This is a genomic window from Arthrobacter sp. NPDC080073 (assembly GCF_040686575.1).
Lineage (GTDB): Bacteria > Actinomycetota > Actinomycetes > Actinomycetales > Micrococcaceae > Arthrobacter.
In genome coordinates, this window is the sequence record NZ_JBFBKR010000012.1 from 24,322 (window position 1) to 38,853 (window position 14,532).

At 63.9% G+C, this 14,532-nt stretch carries 13 protein-coding genes and 1 tRNA gene; 9 read left to right on the plus strand and 5 right to left on the minus strand.

Translation table 11 applies throughout. The features are described 5' to 3' along the window. Positions 1–55 precede the first annotated feature (55 nt). Entirely contained in the window at positions 56–1,447 is a 1,392-nt protein-coding gene (locus AB0O52_RS14390; RefSeq protein WP_364538647.1) for an NAD(P)/FAD-dependent oxidoreductase, read from the minus strand. A 139-nt stretch (positions 1,448–1,586) separates the two neighbouring features. On the opposite strand from AB0O52_RS14390, the gene AB0O52_RS14395 reads away from it, so the two are divergent. Then, positions 1,587–2,270, plus strand: coding sequence for a TetR/AcrR family transcriptional regulator (locus AB0O52_RS14395; RefSeq protein ID WP_364538649.1), 684 nt, complete (start codon positions 1,587–1,589; stop codon positions 2,268–2,270). 162 nt (positions 2,271–2,432) lie between these two features. Here the strand turns inward: AB0O52_RS14395 and AB0O52_RS14400 are convergent. Further along, positions 2,433–2,515, minus strand: a tRNA-Leu gene (locus AB0O52_RS14400). Positions 2,516–2,878: 363 nt separating this feature from the next. On the opposite strand from AB0O52_RS14400, the gene AB0O52_RS14405 reads away from it, so the two are divergent. Genes AB0O52_RS14405 through pknB form a run of 7 tightly spaced genes read left to right on the plus strand, consistent with a single transcriptional unit; the run spans position 2,879 to position 12,438 of the window. Then, positions 2,879–3,613, plus strand: coding sequence for a DUF3662 and FHA domain-containing protein (locus AB0O52_RS14405; RefSeq protein ID WP_364538651.1), 735 nt, complete (start codon positions 2,879–2,881; stop codon positions 3,611–3,613). Between the two features lie 5 nt (positions 3,614–3,618). Then, positions 3,619–4,101, plus strand: coding sequence for an FHA domain-containing protein (locus tag AB0O52_RS14410; RefSeq protein ID WP_364538857.1), 483 nt, complete (start codon positions 3,619–3,621; stop codon positions 4,099–4,101). A 3-nt stretch (positions 4,102–4,104) separates the two neighbouring features. Beyond that, positions 4,105–5,829 carry a protein phosphatase 2C domain-containing protein gene (locus tag AB0O52_RS14415; protein WP_364538653.1) on the plus strand — a complete coding sequence of 575 codons (1,725 nt, stop codon included), beginning with the start codon at positions 4,105–4,107 and terminating at the stop codon, positions 5,827–5,829. Next, positions 5,826–7,193, plus strand: coding sequence for an FtsW/RodA/SpoVE family cell cycle protein (locus AB0O52_RS14420; RefSeq protein WP_364538655.1), 1,368 nt, complete (start codon positions 5,826–5,828; stop codon positions 7,191–7,193). Before AB0O52_RS14415 ends, AB0O52_RS14420 begins: the two co-directional genes overlap by 4 nt. After that, positions 7,190–8,647 carry a penicillin-binding protein 2 gene (locus AB0O52_RS14425; RefSeq protein ID WP_364538657.1) on the plus strand — a complete coding sequence of 486 codons (1,458 nt, stop codon included), beginning with the start codon at positions 7,190–7,192 and terminating at the stop codon, positions 8,645–8,647. The genes AB0O52_RS14420 and AB0O52_RS14425 overlap by 4 nt, the downstream gene beginning before the upstream one ends. Beyond that, positions 8,644–10,449 (plus strand): protein kinase, encoded by a 1,806-nt coding sequence (locus AB0O52_RS14430; protein ID WP_364538659.1) that lies wholly within the window; start codon positions 8,644–8,646, stop codon positions 10,447–10,449. The genes AB0O52_RS14425 and AB0O52_RS14430 overlap by 4 nt, the downstream gene beginning before the upstream one ends. Before the next feature lie 54 nt (positions 10,450–10,503). After that, positions 10,504–12,438 carry a Stk1 family PASTA domain-containing Ser/Thr kinase gene (gene pknB, locus AB0O52_RS14435; protein ID WP_364538661.1) on the plus strand — a complete coding sequence of 645 codons (1,935 nt, stop codon included), beginning with the start codon at positions 10,504–10,506 and terminating at the stop codon, positions 12,436–12,438. Here pknB and AB0O52_RS14440 read toward each other — a convergent pair. From AB0O52_RS14440 to AB0O52_RS14450, 3 genes are read right to left on the minus strand one after another with little or no spacing between them, the layout of a single operon-like run. Further along, positions 12,435–13,076: an aminodeoxychorismate/anthranilate synthase component II gene (locus tag AB0O52_RS14440; protein ID WP_364538663.1), complete on the minus strand. Its 642-nt coding sequence runs from the start codon at positions 13,074–13,076 to the stop codon at positions 12,435–12,437. The two genes, pknB and AB0O52_RS14440, sit on opposite strands and share 4 nt — an antisense overlap. Then, entirely contained in the window at positions 13,073–13,243 is a 171-nt protein-coding gene (locus AB0O52_RS14445) for a hypothetical protein (RefSeq protein ID WP_284982801.1), read from the minus strand. The genes AB0O52_RS14440 and AB0O52_RS14445 overlap by 4 nt, the downstream gene beginning before the upstream one ends. A gap of 3 nt (positions 13,244–13,246) precedes the next feature. Next, positions 13,247–13,975, minus strand: a complete 729-nt coding sequence (locus AB0O52_RS14450) for a class E sortase (protein ID WP_364538859.1) — start codon at positions 13,973–13,975, stop codon at positions 13,247–13,249. A gap of 298 nt (positions 13,976–14,273) precedes the next feature. Here AB0O52_RS14450 and AB0O52_RS14455 point away from each other — a divergent pair, with 298 nt between their 5' ends. Then, on the plus strand, positions 14,274–14,525 hold the full coding sequence (locus AB0O52_RS14455; protein ID WP_364538665.1) for a cell division protein CrgA: 252 nt from the start codon (positions 14,274–14,276) through the stop codon (positions 14,523–14,525). Positions 14,526–14,532 lie beyond the last annotated feature (7 nt).

Genomic DNA, 14,532 nt, shown 5'->3' on the forward strand with positions numbered 1-14,532 from the left:
TCGTCCCTTTCGACGAGCGAAAGAGCCGAGACCTCACGTGTGGATTTGTGTCTTCCTAGGCCACCGGTACAGCAGCGAAGCGGTTGTTCGCGGTGACGATCCGGGCGGCCGTTGCCTGGCCCATCCGGACTGCTCCGTCCACGTGCTGGTAGCCCTCCGCGGCCAGATCGGAGGAGGACCAGTAGATGGGTCCTACATTGGCGTGCTGGTCCTTGCCGTAGCGGTGCAGGCCGCCCAGGTCGTAACTGGACGCGTAGGCTCCCCGGGTCCACTCCTCGGAACCCCAGTCGGATTCGTAGTACACCTCGGCATCCAGGGCCTTTTCGCCCAGGAAGCTCGCGATGGACTCGAGGACCTTCTTCTTGCGGTCCTCGGCGCTGAGTTCGAAGACGGCGTCCGCCTTTTCGTCCGAGATGAAGCCCACCAGGGTCCCGCGCGTGTCTCCGTGGTTGGTGTTGTCGTAAACCTCCTGGACCAGGGCGTCGGCGCCGAAGCCCGTACCGGACAGTCCGTCTTCGCGCCAGAACGGCGTGCTGTAGACAGCGTGGACCTTGATGACCAGGCCAAGGGACTGGTGCTGGTGCATCTGGTGCTGGCGGCGCGGCAGCGGCGGATTGAAGGAGACCCGGGAGTACAGGTTCGGCGGGACAGCCATGATCACGAATCGCGCATTGACGGTTGCACGCTCGGATTCAACGGTGACGCGATGGCCTTCGCCGGCCGGCTCCCAATTGATGGTGCGGACCGGGCTGTTAAGTACGACGTCGTCACCCAGTTCCGCGGCGATCAACAGGGAAACCTGCTGCATGCCGCCGATAACCCGCTTGTCCAGGATGAAGTCTTCGTCCGTCAGGTTGGAGAAGGAACCTGCCGAAGCTGCCATCAGTACCGCTTGCAGCGCGGAGAAAGCATGGGCCGGCTTGGTGAGCATGCCGCCTGCGATGAAGAGGCCGATATTGTTGCAGGCCTCCTCGTCCGTGGAGTTCTGGCGCAGCCAGTGGTGGAAGGAGATGGTGTCCAGCTCACGGGCCTTGGGGTGCGCCCAAGGCTCCTCCGCGCCGATCTCCGCGGCGAGGCCGTCCAGGATGGCGGTGAGCTTGTCCATCTCGGCTGCAGTGGTTTCGCCCACCGGGAAGGAAGCCCCGGTGTAGCGGGTACGCTTGCCGTCCGGCGCGAGGTAGACGGATTCGCCGTCGCGGTAGCGGGAGTACATCTTCAGGCCGAGGTCGTCGAGGAGCCCCATGAGGGCGGTCTGGTCCGGGGACACCCATTGTCCGCCGATTTCCAGCATGGCCCCGTCAATGGTGTCGGTCCACGTGCGGCCACCGACGCGGTCGCGTGCTTCGAGTACGGCAACACTGAGTCCGGCCTTTTTCAACTCGCGGGCGGCCGTCAACCCCGACGGACCGGCACCGACAATTACGACGTCGCGATCAAGATTCAACATGATGTCCTTTCTGTGGCCGTCCCCGTTGGCTGACCAATAAATGAATGACGTTCATTTATCTCCACTGTAGCTGGCCTGGCCGCGGCTGTGAAGACCCAAATGGAATAATGCTTTGACACAGCCTCCAGAAAGGTCAGCAATGCCTGAACCCACCCCCGCTCCCGGCGAGACCAAAGCGCGTCGCAGGGCAGGCCGGCCAATGGCGGCGGTCCTGGACCAGGACGGCATCACGGCGGCGGCGCTGGAACTGATCAGCAAGAAGGGCTACGACGGCCTCACGATGGCCGCACTCGCGCGCTCCCTGGGCGTGGCGCCGTCGGCCCTTTACAACCATGTGTCCTCCAAGGATGAAGTCCTCAAGCTCGTGGAAGAGGATCTGATGTCCAAGGTCGACTTCGGAGGTTTCAGCACGCTCCCCTGGGAAGAGGCCGTCCGACAATGGGCGTATTCCTATCGCGGTATCTTCGCAAGGCACACCCCGCTGATCTCAGTGATCGCGGTCCTTCCCGTAACAGACGCCCCACAGACGCTCGCCATGTACGAAGCCGTCACCGAGGGCTTCCTCCGCGCGGGTTTCCCTGAGAAGCAGATCATCCCGAGCATCGTGGCCCTCGAGGCCTACATTTTCGGTGCCGCTTTCGACGCGAACGCGCCGGCGGACATTTTCGATTCCGGCCGCTTGGCCGACTCCACGCCGCACTTCACTTCGGCGGTCCGCAGCCTTGGTCCCGAACGGAACAACTACCCGTCCGATCTCGCGTTCAGCATGGGCCTGGACGCACTGATCACCGGGCTCGGGGCGCTCCGGACCCAGCCCAACTAGCTCGCATTTGTTGTCGTTATGCGCCGTCATAGCGACAACAAATGCGTGGGCCCACGCCGCCAGGGTTCCCTGGCCGAGCTTGCGAGGCGAGGGTGGCGGTGGGGACAGGTTGGGTGTTAAACAAGGGAACCCCGGTCAGAGACCGGGGTTCCTTGAATTGCGTGCGCGAGGGGGGATTTGAACCCCCACACCCTTTCGGATACTGGCACCTGAAGCCAGCGCGTCTGCCGTTCCGCCACTCGCGCGCAACTTCTTTCGCCCCAGGCCGAACCAGGTTTCCCCGGCGTTACCCCTGCGAAAGCAGCGAGATCAAGCATAACGGACAACCTCTTGAAAACGCCAATCGACCAAGGACGGGGCCGTAAAACCCCGGAGCGCCACGGATTGCCGGTCCCCCGCATGATGCAGAAATCACGCAGGAAGCGTCCCGGAATGATGCGGGCCGGCGAACTTTTCCGGCGTTCCAGCCGTTGTGGAATAAGGCCATTCACAGTCTTGCCCAGTAGTATCGGGGTTGAAGACAGGCTTCTTGCGTGCGCTCCGGCCACTGCAGGGATTCGTCCTGGCTACTGATACTGCAGGGTCAACGAAACGGAAGGAGAAGGACCATGGGCTTGCTTGACAGGGTTGAGCGTGGCATCGAAAAGGCCGTCCGCGGCGTCTTCTCTACCGGGTCGCGGGCACGGGTGGTGCCCGTGGAGATAGCCAGCAAGCTTCGCCGCGAACTGGACAACAAGTCCATCACTATTTCGGCCGGCCGTACCTTGGCTCCCAACGTCTTCGATGTCCTCTTGAGCGATGCAGACTTCGCGCGCGCCCAGGAATGGGGTACTCCCCTGGCCGAAGAATTGTGCGATGTCGTCATCCAGCACGTGCGCAGCCAAGGTTACATCCTGCAGGGTCCGGTACGGATCTCCTTCCGTCACGACGATGCCCAGCGCGAAGGCCATTTCGAAATCACGTCCCGCACGGAGAAATCCGACGGGGCTGCGGTGCCTCGGCCGGTAGTCCCCGCCGCGCCGAACCGGGAGCCCACGCGACTCCAGCCGGTCCTGGATATCGGCGGGCAACGCTATTCCCTCAACGCGCCTTCCATTGTCCTCGGCAGGTCATCCGAGGCCGACATCCTGGTGGAAGATACCGGCGTCTCGCGCAAGCACTTGGAAATCCAGACGGCGGACGGAGTCATCCGCGCCGTCGACCTCGGTTCCACCAACGGAAGCTACGTCAACGGCCACAGAGTGGACGGCAGTGTGGAACTTACTGACGGATCCACCATCACCATGGGACGGACCAAGATCATCTTCAGACTTCTCCCCCAGCCCTCTGGTGGGCGCCCGTGAGCGACATCAGCGAACTGACCATCACCGCGCTCCGCTTCGGCTTCCTGCTGTTGCTGTGGATATTGATCTTCAGCATCGTCTCGACCATGCGTCGCGATCTCGTAATCGGCCGTAAAGCAGCCATGGGAACTCCGACGGCGCGCGAAGTACGCAAGCACCCGGAGCTCGCCCCCGCACCGCCCCAGCCCGTGAAGCAGCAGGCGCACCAACTCGTCGTCGTCGAGGGACCGCTCAAGGGGACCACGGTTCCTTTGGCGGCGAGCCCCATTCTGCTGGGCCGCGCACAAGAGGCCACGTTGGTCCTCGAGGATGACTACGCGTCGGGCAGGCACGCGCGCTTGTTCCCCCAGGGCAGCCGATGGTTCATCGAAGATCTTGGTTCCACCAACGGCACCTACCTCGCCGATCAGCAATTGACCCGCGCCCTGCCGGTGGAGCTTGGCGTCCCCGTGAGGATCGGCAAGACGGTCATCGAATTGAGGGCGTAGCCCATGGCTTCCCCCCAGGCATCCGAAGGCAAGTCGCCGCCTCCGGAAACCCGCCTCATCATGCGTTACGCGGCGCGGTCCGACGTCGGGCGTGTCCGCTCGAAGAACGACGACTCCGCGTATGCCGGCCGGCATCTTGCCGTCGTCGCGGACGGCATGGGCGGGCACGCGGGCGGGGATGTCGCCTCAGCATCCACCGTGCTGGACATGATCCACCTCGATCACGATTCCTACCCGGACGGCGCGGAAACAGTCCTGGCAGACGAAATCCAGACCGCCAATTCCCTCCTCTCCGAGCTCGTCCACGTGGACCCGAAGCTCGCAGGCATGGGCACCACGGTCACCGCCCTGCTGCTCGAAGGCAGGCGGCTGCACTTCGCGCACATCGGCGATTCCCGCGCCTACCGCCTGCGCAACGGCAAATTCGAGCAGATCAGCGTGGACCACACTTTCGTCCAGAGGCTGATCGATGAAGGCCGGCTCCGTCCGGAAGAAGCCGAAACCCACCCGCACAAGAACGTCCTCATGCGCGTTCTGGGCGACGTGGACGCCAGCCCCGAACTGGACCTTGACGAGCTCGACGTCGAACCGGGCGAACGCTGGCTCCTCTGCTCCGATGGCCTGAACTATGTCCAAGGCGCAGTCGTGGAGCAAGTAGTCCGCGAAACCAAGGACCTCGCCGAATGCGCCGAGCTCCTCGTTGAGCTCACGCTCGCCAACGGCGCTCCGGATAACGTCACCGTGGTGCTGTTGGAAATCGTGGAAGAAACCGGCGACAACCTGAGCACCGCCGCCGTCGACGTCGTCCCGCAAGCGCCAGCGCTACCGAATGCGGATCCCGGAAAGTCCGCGCCGGACAAGGACAGCGCGGGCAAAACGGCAGCCCGGGCCAAAGAGACCGGAGCCAACAGCCCCGCGGCCGGCCAGGTCACGCCGCCGGAAACAACGTCCGACGCCGGGCCTTCCGCCACGGCGGCGAAACCCACCGCCGCGACCGAGCCCGCTGCGGAGGATCCTGGAAAACCCGCCGCGACTACTGAGCCTCCAACGGCGACAGACCCCCACCTTGGCGAGCACCTGTCGGCGGAGATCCTCCGCGAAGAGCTCGCTAGCCGTCCGCACGAACTGGTCGGTGCTGCCGCAACCGCCGCCGCCACGGGTTCGATCCCGACCGTAGCCGGACGCAGCGTTGCACGCCGGGCTGCCACCGTGCTGACCCACAAGGCCGAACAGGACCGCCAGGAACCACAACCCCTCGTCGCGCAGAAGCGGCGCTGGTTGACGCCGGCCATTGCCGCGGTCCTTGCCATATTCGTGGTGGCCGGATTGTGGCTTGGCTATGCGTGGACCCAGACGCGCTACTACGTCGGTGAATTCAACCAGCACGTCGCAATTTTCAACGGCATTTCCCAGAGCCTTGGCCCTTTCCAGCTCTCGAAAGTAGAAGCCACGACGAACATCCGCATGGACTCTTTGCCTGAATACACGCAACAAGTTGTTCGCCAGACGGTTCCGGCGCGGGATCTCTCCGATGCCCAGCAGATTGTGAAGAACCTACAGGAAAAGGGCACCACGGGGCTGCCCGTCAATTGCCCCACGGGCACAGCCAGGCCGACGGCAAGTCCGACCGCCACGGCAACCCCCACGCCGCCAAGCCCGAGTCCTTCGAACCGGCCAACATCGTCACCCTCGTCCACTGCGGTCCCTACATGCGCGGTGTCCCCATGACTCCGGCCATCACTACACCCAAGCCGCGCCGCAACGTCGAGCTCGTCCTGCTGGTCCTTGCCCTTGCCGTGGGAATCGGCGCCAGCGCCATGGTCGGGCTCAATAGTCCGGCCGCTTTCAACAGCGATTTCTGGTTCCAGTCGGGTCTCTTGGTCGTGGCGGCATTCGCTTTCCACATGATCCTCAGGTTCCGCGCAAAATATGCCGATCCGATCATCCTTCCGATCGTGGTTGCCCTCAACGGCTTGGGACTGGCCCTCATCCATCGCATGGACCTGCCAGGCGAGGACACGGGGAACAACCAGTTGCGCTGGACCCTCCTGGCCATGGCCGTGTCAATCGTCGTGATCTGGTTCCTCAAGGACCACCGCCTCCTTCGCCGCTTCACCTTTATCTCGCTGGCGGCCAGCGCAGTTCTCCTTGTACTGCCGCTCGTTCCCGGTATTTCCGCCGGCGAAGTGCTGGGCGCCAGCGTCTGGATCCGGATCGGTCCCATGACTTTCCAGCCGGGCGAAATTGCCAAGATCACCCTGGCTATATTCTTCGCAGGTTATCTTTCCTCCAACAGAGACCTCATCCTGCTTGCCGGCCGCAAAATCGGCCCCATGCAATTGCCGCGTTTCAAGGATCTTGGCCCCATGATCACCGCTTGGCTCGTGAGCATCGGCATCCTGGTGTTCCAGCGGGACCTAGGCACCTCGATCCTTTTCTTCGGCCTGTTCATCGTGATCATTTACGTCGCAACGAGCCGGATCAGCTGGGTGGTCATCGGCGTCGCGCTGATCCTTGGTGGCGGATTCCTGGCGTCAAGGTTCTTCTCGCACGTCGCCTTCCGCCTGGACAGCTGGTGGAACGCGTTCACCCCCGAAGTCTTCGACCGGTCTCCGGGCGGCAGCGGACAGATCGTCCAAGGCCTCTTCGGCATGGCCGACGGCGGTCTCGCAGGCACGGGTCTCGGACAAGGCAGGCCGGATCTGGTGCCGTTCGCCAACAGCGACATGATCGTAGCCCTCATCGGTGAGGAACTGGGACTGATCGGTCTCTTTGCGGTCGTGATGCTCTACATGCTGCTCTTCACCCGAGGGTTCCGCGCGGCTCTTGGAGCGCGGGACGCGTTCGGCAAGCTCTTGGCTTGTGGCCTGTCCTTTGCCATCGCGTTGCAGTGCTTCGTGGTGATCGGCGGGGTAACGCGGCTGATCCCGCTGACGGGGCTCACCACTCCCTTCCTTGCGGCAGGCGGTTCCTCTTTGCTTGCCAACTGGATCATCGTGGGCTTGCTGCTTATGATCTCGAACACCGCGCGCGGTCCGGTGGACACTACGCCCATTACCCATGCCCCCACAGAGGCGGTGCAGACCTCATGAACCATTCCATACGCAACGCGTGGATGGCAGCAGTTGCCATGTTCGCCCTCCTCTTTGGCGCGATCAGCTATGTCCAGGTCATCGGCGCCGGCGACCTCAACGACAATCCGTGGAACCAGCGCGCCGTCCTGGCGAACTACTGCAACGACCGCGGGGCCATCATCGTGGGCGGCAAGCCAATCGCCGAATCCGTTGCCGGAGACGAAACCTGCAAGTACCAACGCAGATATACCCAGCCGGAGCTCTATGCGGGGATCACCGGCTACTTCTCGAGGACCTACGGGTCCACCGGGCTTGAGCAGCAGCTTCGTGATGAACTGGGCGGCAGCTCCGACCAGCTCTTCCTGGACCGGGTGAGCCAGATCTTCCTCGGCAGCCAGCCGAAGGGCGCCTCTGTGGAATTGACCCTCGATCCGGTGATCCAGAAGCTCGCCTACGACCTCATTCCTGACGGCCAGCGCGGCTCGATTGTCGTCACCAACCCGAAGACGGGAGCCATCATCGCGATGGTCTCCAAGCCGTCCTATGATCCCAACCTGATCGCCACGCACGATCCCGCCAAGGAAAAGGCCGGCTACGACCAAATCAACCAGGTCCCCGGCATCAATCTCAACCAGTCCGTGAGCGGACCCACCGGCGAGCTCCTGGCGCCCGGTTCGGTGTTTAAGCTTGTAGATACCGCGGCTGCCTTGAACTCCGGGAAGTACAACAAGGATAGTGTCTTGCCGAACCCGGACAGCCTTCCCTTGCCCGGTTCGAGCGCCTCGCTGCCCAACTATGCCGGCGGCAACTGTTCAACCAGAAGCACGGCCGATTTCCCTTTCGCCTTGGAACAATCGTGCAACACGCCCTTCGCCAGCATCGCTCTGGACCTGGGACAGCAGGCCATCGCGGACCAGGCCAGCAAGTTTGGCTTCGGACAGGATTTCGGGGACCAGCTCAAGCTTCAGTCCGCGGTCAGTGTCTTCCCCAAGAATCTGGACCAGGCAGCGTTGGCCCAGTCCGCCGTCGGACAGCGTGACGTCAGGGCCACTCCGCTGCAAATCGCCATGATGACCGCGGCTATTGCCAATAAGGGCATCCAGATGAAGCCGAACCTCATCAAGACTGTGCGGGCACCGGACCTGCGTGTCATCAGCGAGCCCAAGGCCGAGGCGCTGCGTACTTCCACCACGCCTGACATCGCCAGCCAGATCACACAGTGGATGACCGACGTCGTGTCCAAGGGCATTGCGAGCGGCGCCGCGGTACCGGGAGTCCCGGTGGCCGGCAAGACCGGTACGGCGCAACTTGGCAATTCAGGTTTGAACAACTCATGGTTTACCGGGTTCGCCCCGGCCAACGACCCGCAGGTAGCCGTCACGATTGTCATGGAAGGCGTTGATGTGTCTACCGGCGCAAAGCTAACCAGTCCGAACGCGAAGAAGATTTTTGAGGCGGTGTTGAACAAGTGAGGCCTACGTCAGGAATCACCCTCGGCGGCAGGTTCCAGCTGACCAGTCGTATTGCGATTGGCGGCATGGGAGAGGTCTGGAGGGCCAAGGACCAGATCCTTGGCCGGATCGTCGCCATCAAGGTACTCAAGGAGGAATACACGGGTGACCCCGGGTTCCTCCAGCGGTTCCGAGCCGAGGCCCGCCACACCGCGCTGCTTAATCACGTCGGGATCGCCAACGTCTTCGACTACGGAGAGGAAGACGGCTCCGCCTACCTGGTCATGGAATTGGTGCCTGGTCAGCCGCTGAGCAGCATCCTGGAACACGAGCAGGTGCTTTCCCCGGACCGTACCCTGTCCATCATTTCCCAGACCGCCCGGGCGCTGGCGCCTGCGCATGCCCAGGGCCTGGTGCACCGGGACATCAAACCGGGGAACCTCCTGATCACACCGGACTTCCGTGTCAAGATCACCGACTTCGGCATCGCCCGCCTGGCAGACCAGGTTCCGCTCACGCAGACCGGCCAGGTCATGGGTACGGCCCAGTACCTGGCTCCGGAGCAGGCCACGGGGCAAACGGCCACGGGGGCCTCGGACATATATTCCCTCGGGATTATCGGCTACGAGTGCCTTACAGGGCATCGTCCGTTCTCCGGCGAATCCCAGATCGCCATTGCGCTGGCACAGGTCAACGACGCCCCGCCGCCGCTGCCCGAAAGCCTGCCCACCCCGATACGCGCCCTGCTGATGTCCATGCTCGCCAAGGATCCGAAGAACCGTCCTGCAGATGCCATCAAACTGGCTGAAGCCGCAGAAGCGATCCGCGCCGGCGATATCGCGGCGGCACACGCGGCCGTGCCGGGGATGCTACTGTTCGAATCCGCCACGGGCCCCATCACTGCGCCCACGGACATCGCCACCGCGCCCACAGGCATCGTCACCTCGCCGTACGGCAGGGAAGCCCGGTCGACGTCGACGTCGGCGCTCCCGGTGGTCGGCGCCGCCGCTGCGGGAGCCGCTGCAGTGGGGGCGGCCGCAGCCGAAGGTGGAAATCCGCTGGCCCGTGCCAATGCCCTGGCAGCCGAACGCAGTTTGGATCAGGCCGACGAGGACAACCAGTACTTCCATGAAGAGGAGGAGTACCAGGAGCAGCCGCAGCGGAAGAAGCGCAGCCCGTGGACGTGGCCGCTCGTCGCCCTGATCGTGCTCGTGCTGCTCGCCGTGGTGGGGGCCCTCCTGACCCAGTCCGGGCTGTTCTCGCCCAGCAGTCCAGCACCCGCAAGCACCACCCCTCCGGCCCAGGTCTCAAGCGCACCTCCAACTTCGGCAAGTCCAAGCCCCACGGAGACCTCGGCCACCCCGACGCCTACGACCTCCACCCCCGAGACCATCAACCTGATCCCCGAGCAGTACAAGGGACAGCCGTACGACAAGGTGCGCTCGGACCTCAATGCACTCGGCCTCGTGGTCAGCGGTGTCCAGGTCTTCGATCCGTCCACGCCCGGCACTGTCATCGACATCAATCCTGCCGGCCCCGTAGCCAAGGGATCGACCATCACCGTCAGTTACTCCAAGGGACCGCAGATGGTCACGGTGCCGACCATCGGCAAGGGAGCCACCGAATCACAAGTGCAGGCTGCCATCGAAGGCGCGGGCCTGCGCTGGGTCACCGGAAACCCCGTCAACGGATCAACGGGCCAGGCGCCGGGAACATTCGTCAGTTCCGATCCTGCCGCCGGACAGAAAGTACCCGCCGGGTCCGTCGTCACCTATCACCTGTCCAAGCCGGCCGCATCCCCTTCTCCTTCAGCCAGCCAATAAGACACCATGCCAACCGGACGCTCCACCCCTGCCCACAGAGAGGACAGCACTCCAATGACATCCCAGCGCGTCCTCAACGGGCGGTACGAACTCGGTGAATTGCTCGGCCGTGGTGGCATGGCCGATGTCTACAAGGGCGTCGACACGGTGCTTGGACGAACCGTGGCGGTGAAGCTGCTCCGTGCCGATCTTGCCCGCGATCCGCAGTTCCATGCCCGCTTCAAGCGCGAGGCACAAGCGGTGGCGGCCTTGAACCACTCCTCGATCGTCGCCATCTATGACACCGGAGAGTACACGGTGTCCGGTGGACCGGGCGAGGACGTCCGCGTCCCTTACATCGTCATGGAATACGTGTCCGGCCGGACTCTGCGCGATCTGATCCGTGCCAAGGAAGTGGACATCGATCAAGCCATCGAGTTCATCCTTGGCGTCCTTGCCGCGCTGGAGTACAGCCACAAGGCCGGGATCGTGCATCGCGACATCAAGCCTGCCAACGTCATGGTGACCGGGGAGTCAAACGATGTGAAGGTCATGGACTTCGGAATCGCCCGGGCGATGGCCGATTCCGCGGCAACCATGACCCAGACGCAAGCCGTCGTCGGTACTGCCCAGTACCTGTCGCCGGAGCAGGCCCTTGGCGAGACCGTGGATGCCCGCAGCGATCTGTACTCCGCGGCCTGCCTCCTGTTTGAGATGCTGACGTCCCGCCCTCCGTTCACGGGCGACAGCCCTGTCTCTGTGGCCTACCAGCACGTCCGCGAGATCCCGGAGCCTGCCAGCACCTTCAATCCGGCCGTGTCGGAGGCACTGGACAGCGTCCTGGCCAAGGGCCTGCAGAAGAATCGGGCCGATCGTTTCCAGGATGCTGCCGCATTCCGGCGTGCCTTGCGTGCGGCCAAGAACGGCGTGGCGGTCCCGGCCCTTGCCGCCGGAACACCCACGGACGTCCAGGACGCGGTTCCGTCGACACAGCAGATTCCGGAAGGTGGCTTGGTGAGCGGCCTGGCGGGCGCCGAATTCCTGGACAGCACCCTGATCGGGGGGTCGGGCAACGGCCAGGCCCCCGGCGACCAGGACATACTGGCCTTCCAGGCCGGCGAGCCGGAACCTGAAGCAGACCACGACGGCGCCATGCCGCTTGGTTTCGTCCCTGAACGCGAGCGGACCGCCCGGCAGAAGTCCCGCCGTCGGGCGTGGACCACCGTGGTGGTTATTTTGGTCCTGCTGGTCTTGGCGGGGGGCGCATTCTGGGTGTACAGCACGGTGAACCAGAAGCCGGCACCGCCCGCGTTGATCGCGGTACCGCAGGTCGCCGGAATGAGCGAGGCCACGGCATTGCAGACGCTGTACGGCGCCAATCTCAGCCCGGAGTCGCACCATGTCCCGGATGACAAGGTTCCCAAAGGGACCGTGATCAGCAGCGACCCCGGCGTGGGGTCCCAAGTGGCGCCGAAATCGCAAGTCATGCTCAACGTTTCAGACGGGCCGGTCTCGGCGACTGTCCCGGCGGGCTTGAGCGGCCTCACCGAAGCCGCGGCCCGCGACCTCCTGCGTCAGGCCGGCCTCGTGGGCGGTTCAAGTACCCTGGCCAATAGCCCAACGGTTCCAGCAGGCTCCGTGATCAGCACCAAGCCGGCTTCAGGGGCTGTGGTTGGAGTGGGCAGCACCGTTGACTTGGTGGTGTCCACGGGCAAGGTATCCGTGCCTCAACTCGTTGGGTTGAGCGAGGCCGATGCCGAAGCGCTGCTCAAAGCGAACGGCCTGGCCATCGCGGTCACCGAACAGGAGAATTCGCAAGTAACCCCGGGAAAGGTAACGAGCCAGGGCGATGCCTTCAATTCCCTGGTGGAGCAGGGCAAGACCATCAGCGTGATTGTCGCCAAGGCTCCCGCCCCGCACCCGAGTCCCACTCCGACGCCTACGCCGTCGCCCAGCGACACCAGGGGCGGCGGCCGCGGAGACTCAGGCGGGTTGTTAGGCGGCGGTTAGCGCTGGATCAGGGGGCTCAGGGTAGCCGCACGGGCGGCTGCTCCGGACATCCCGAGCGACTCGAGCCAGTTGCCGAGCATCAGGTAGCCACCTTCGGTCAGCACCGATTCCGGGTGGAACTGCACACCGCACAGCGGCGCCGAACGGTGCTGCAGGCCCATGACAACCCCGCTGGCGGTTTCGGCCGTGATTTCCAGGACGTCGGGAATGCTTTCCCGGACAGCCGCCAGGGAGTGGTAGCGGGTGGCCGTCACCGGCGAGGGCAGACCGGCGAAAACGCTCTTGCCGTCATGCTGGACAGGTGATGTCTTGCCGTGCATCAGCTCCGGCGCGTGCGTGACAGTCCCGCCATAGGCTTCGGCCAGCGCCTGGTGCCCGAGGCAGACCCCGAACATCGGCTTGTTGTTGTCTCCGCACCACTTGATCAGCTCAATGCAGACGCCGGCTTCGGCAGGGGTGCCCGGGCCGGGGGAGATCAGCACGCCGTCGCGCGCCTCCGCCAGTTCAATCGCCTCGGCGAGGGTGACGTCGTCGTTCCGGACCACGGTGGTTTCCGCGCCGAGTTCCTGCAAGTAGCCGACAAGGGTGTAGACGAAGCTGTCGTAGTTGTCCACGACGAGGATTTTTGTTGTGCTCATGGCTGCTGTGCTGAACCAATCGTTGAGTCGGTGAAGGTGGTGAACTGTGACATCCAGGGGAAGAGGAACTGGACCATCAGGACAAGCGCGCACGCCACGAGGGCCGCTGATGTCAGGATACGCACCCACAGGGGCCCCGGAAGGTGGCGGAAGATCCATCCGTACATGGCTTAGCCCTTTCCGCGCGTCTGGGCGACTTGCTTGGCGATCTCCTGCGGCGGGCCGGCGGAGGCGGGTTGCCAGCTTTCCAGCAAGGAGTACGCGATGATGCGTTCTTCCGCGCCGAAGCGCGGATTGCAGCTGGTCATGGTCAGGTAGCTTTCGGTAGGCGTCGCGCCGGGCTGTGTGGGGACCGGAAGAAGGACGTCCGTCCGCGACGGCAGCACGATCTGGTTGTTCCGGAAAACGTAGGTGTAGTAACCGTCTTTGGTCTGCACATATATCTTGTCGCCCGGTACCAGGAGATGGATGTTGTCCAGCACTGCGCCATGGGTCTGGCGGTGTCCCGCGACGGCGAAGTTGCCCGGGGCTCCGGGCATGCTGGTGGTTCCGTAGTGGCCAAGGCCCAGCGTGTCCAGAATGTCGGAACCGGTTCCCTCGATGATGGGCCGCGAATAATCCGGGCCGAACCGGGGAATGTACATGATGCCGATCATGCCGCCGTGCCCGGGAGCTTCGGCAACCACGGGTTTCCCGTAGTCGGGCGGTGCAGCAGGGTTGGCAGGGGCAACCGGTGCCACAGGTCCCGCAAAACTCTTCGCGAAACCCTGGACTGCCTGGCTTTGCTTGGCGTCGGCTTCAACGTTGGTCCACCACAGCTCCCAGGCCACAAAGAGCAACAGGATGAGTCCCGCGGTAAGGAGCAGCTCACCCACGATCTGGACGATCCGGCGCACTATGTCGCCCCTGCTGGGCCGCGCCTTGCGCGGCTTGCGACCCCCGGGGCGGGGACCCTCCGCGCCGGTTCCTGTGCCGTCGTCCGGCACGGCAGCGGCTTGCTGCGTCTGCTGCTGCGCCACTGGATCTCCTCTTTACAGGCGCGGATGCCCGACGACGAGCAGTCTCCGGAATCCAGCTAGACTTGTCTGCTAGAACGAACCCCGGAACTGCCGCGTGCGCGTTGACCGCTGGAATTTTCCTTCCTGCAGGATATCAAGCTGGCGCGCGGCCTTTCATTCAGCCGGCCAAGGAGGATCCGTGCCCGAGTCCAAGCCCCGTAAGAAGGCCGCCCGCCCCACCGAAGCGGCCACCGCACAGCAGTACAAGCCGAACCCCATCTGGTACAAGCCAGTCATGTTCGGTCTCATGATCATCGGCCTGCTTTGGATCATCACGTTCTACATCACGAGCGGCCAGCTTCCCGTGCCGGCGTGGGCGTCCTGGAACATCGTGGCAGGCTTCGGCATCGCGATTATCGGCTTCCTGATGACCACCCGCTGGCGCTCCTGAACGGCGG

Bases quoted from the DNA above. Each gene is read 5' to 3' on its own strand.
- AB0O52_RS14390 (WP_364538647.1), bottom strand. From the start codon at position 1,447: ATGTTGAATCTTGATCGCGACGTCGTAATTGTCGGTGCCGGTCCGTCG.
- AB0O52_RS14395 (WP_364538649.1), top strand. From the start codon at position 1,587: ATGCCTGAACCCACCCCCGCTCCCGGCGAGACCAAAGCGCGTCGCAGG.
- AB0O52_RS14405 (WP_364538651.1), top strand. From the start codon at position 2,879: ATGGGCTTGCTTGACAGGGTTGAGCGTGGCATCGAAAAGGCCGTCCGC.
- AB0O52_RS14415 (WP_364538653.1), top strand. From the start codon at position 4,105: ATGGCTTCCCCCCAGGCATCCGAAGGCAAGTCGCCGCCTCCGGAAACC.
- AB0O52_RS14420 (WP_364538655.1), top strand. From the start codon at position 5,826: ATGACTCCGGCCATCACTACACCCAAGCCGCGCCGCAACGTCGAGCTC.
- AB0O52_RS14425 (WP_364538657.1), top strand. From the start codon at position 7,190: ATGAACCATTCCATACGCAACGCGTGGATGGCAGCAGTTGCCATGTTC.
- pknB (WP_364538661.1), top strand. From the start codon at position 10,504: ATGACATCCCAGCGCGTCCTCAACGGGCGGTACGAACTCGGTGAATTG.
- AB0O52_RS14440 (WP_364538663.1), bottom strand. From the start codon at position 13,076: ATGAGCACAACAAAAATCCTCGTCGTGGACAACTACGACAGCTTCGTC.
- AB0O52_RS14445 (WP_284982801.1), bottom strand. From the start codon at position 13,243: ATGTACGGATGGATCTTCCGCCACCTTCCGGGGCCCCTGTGGGTGCGT.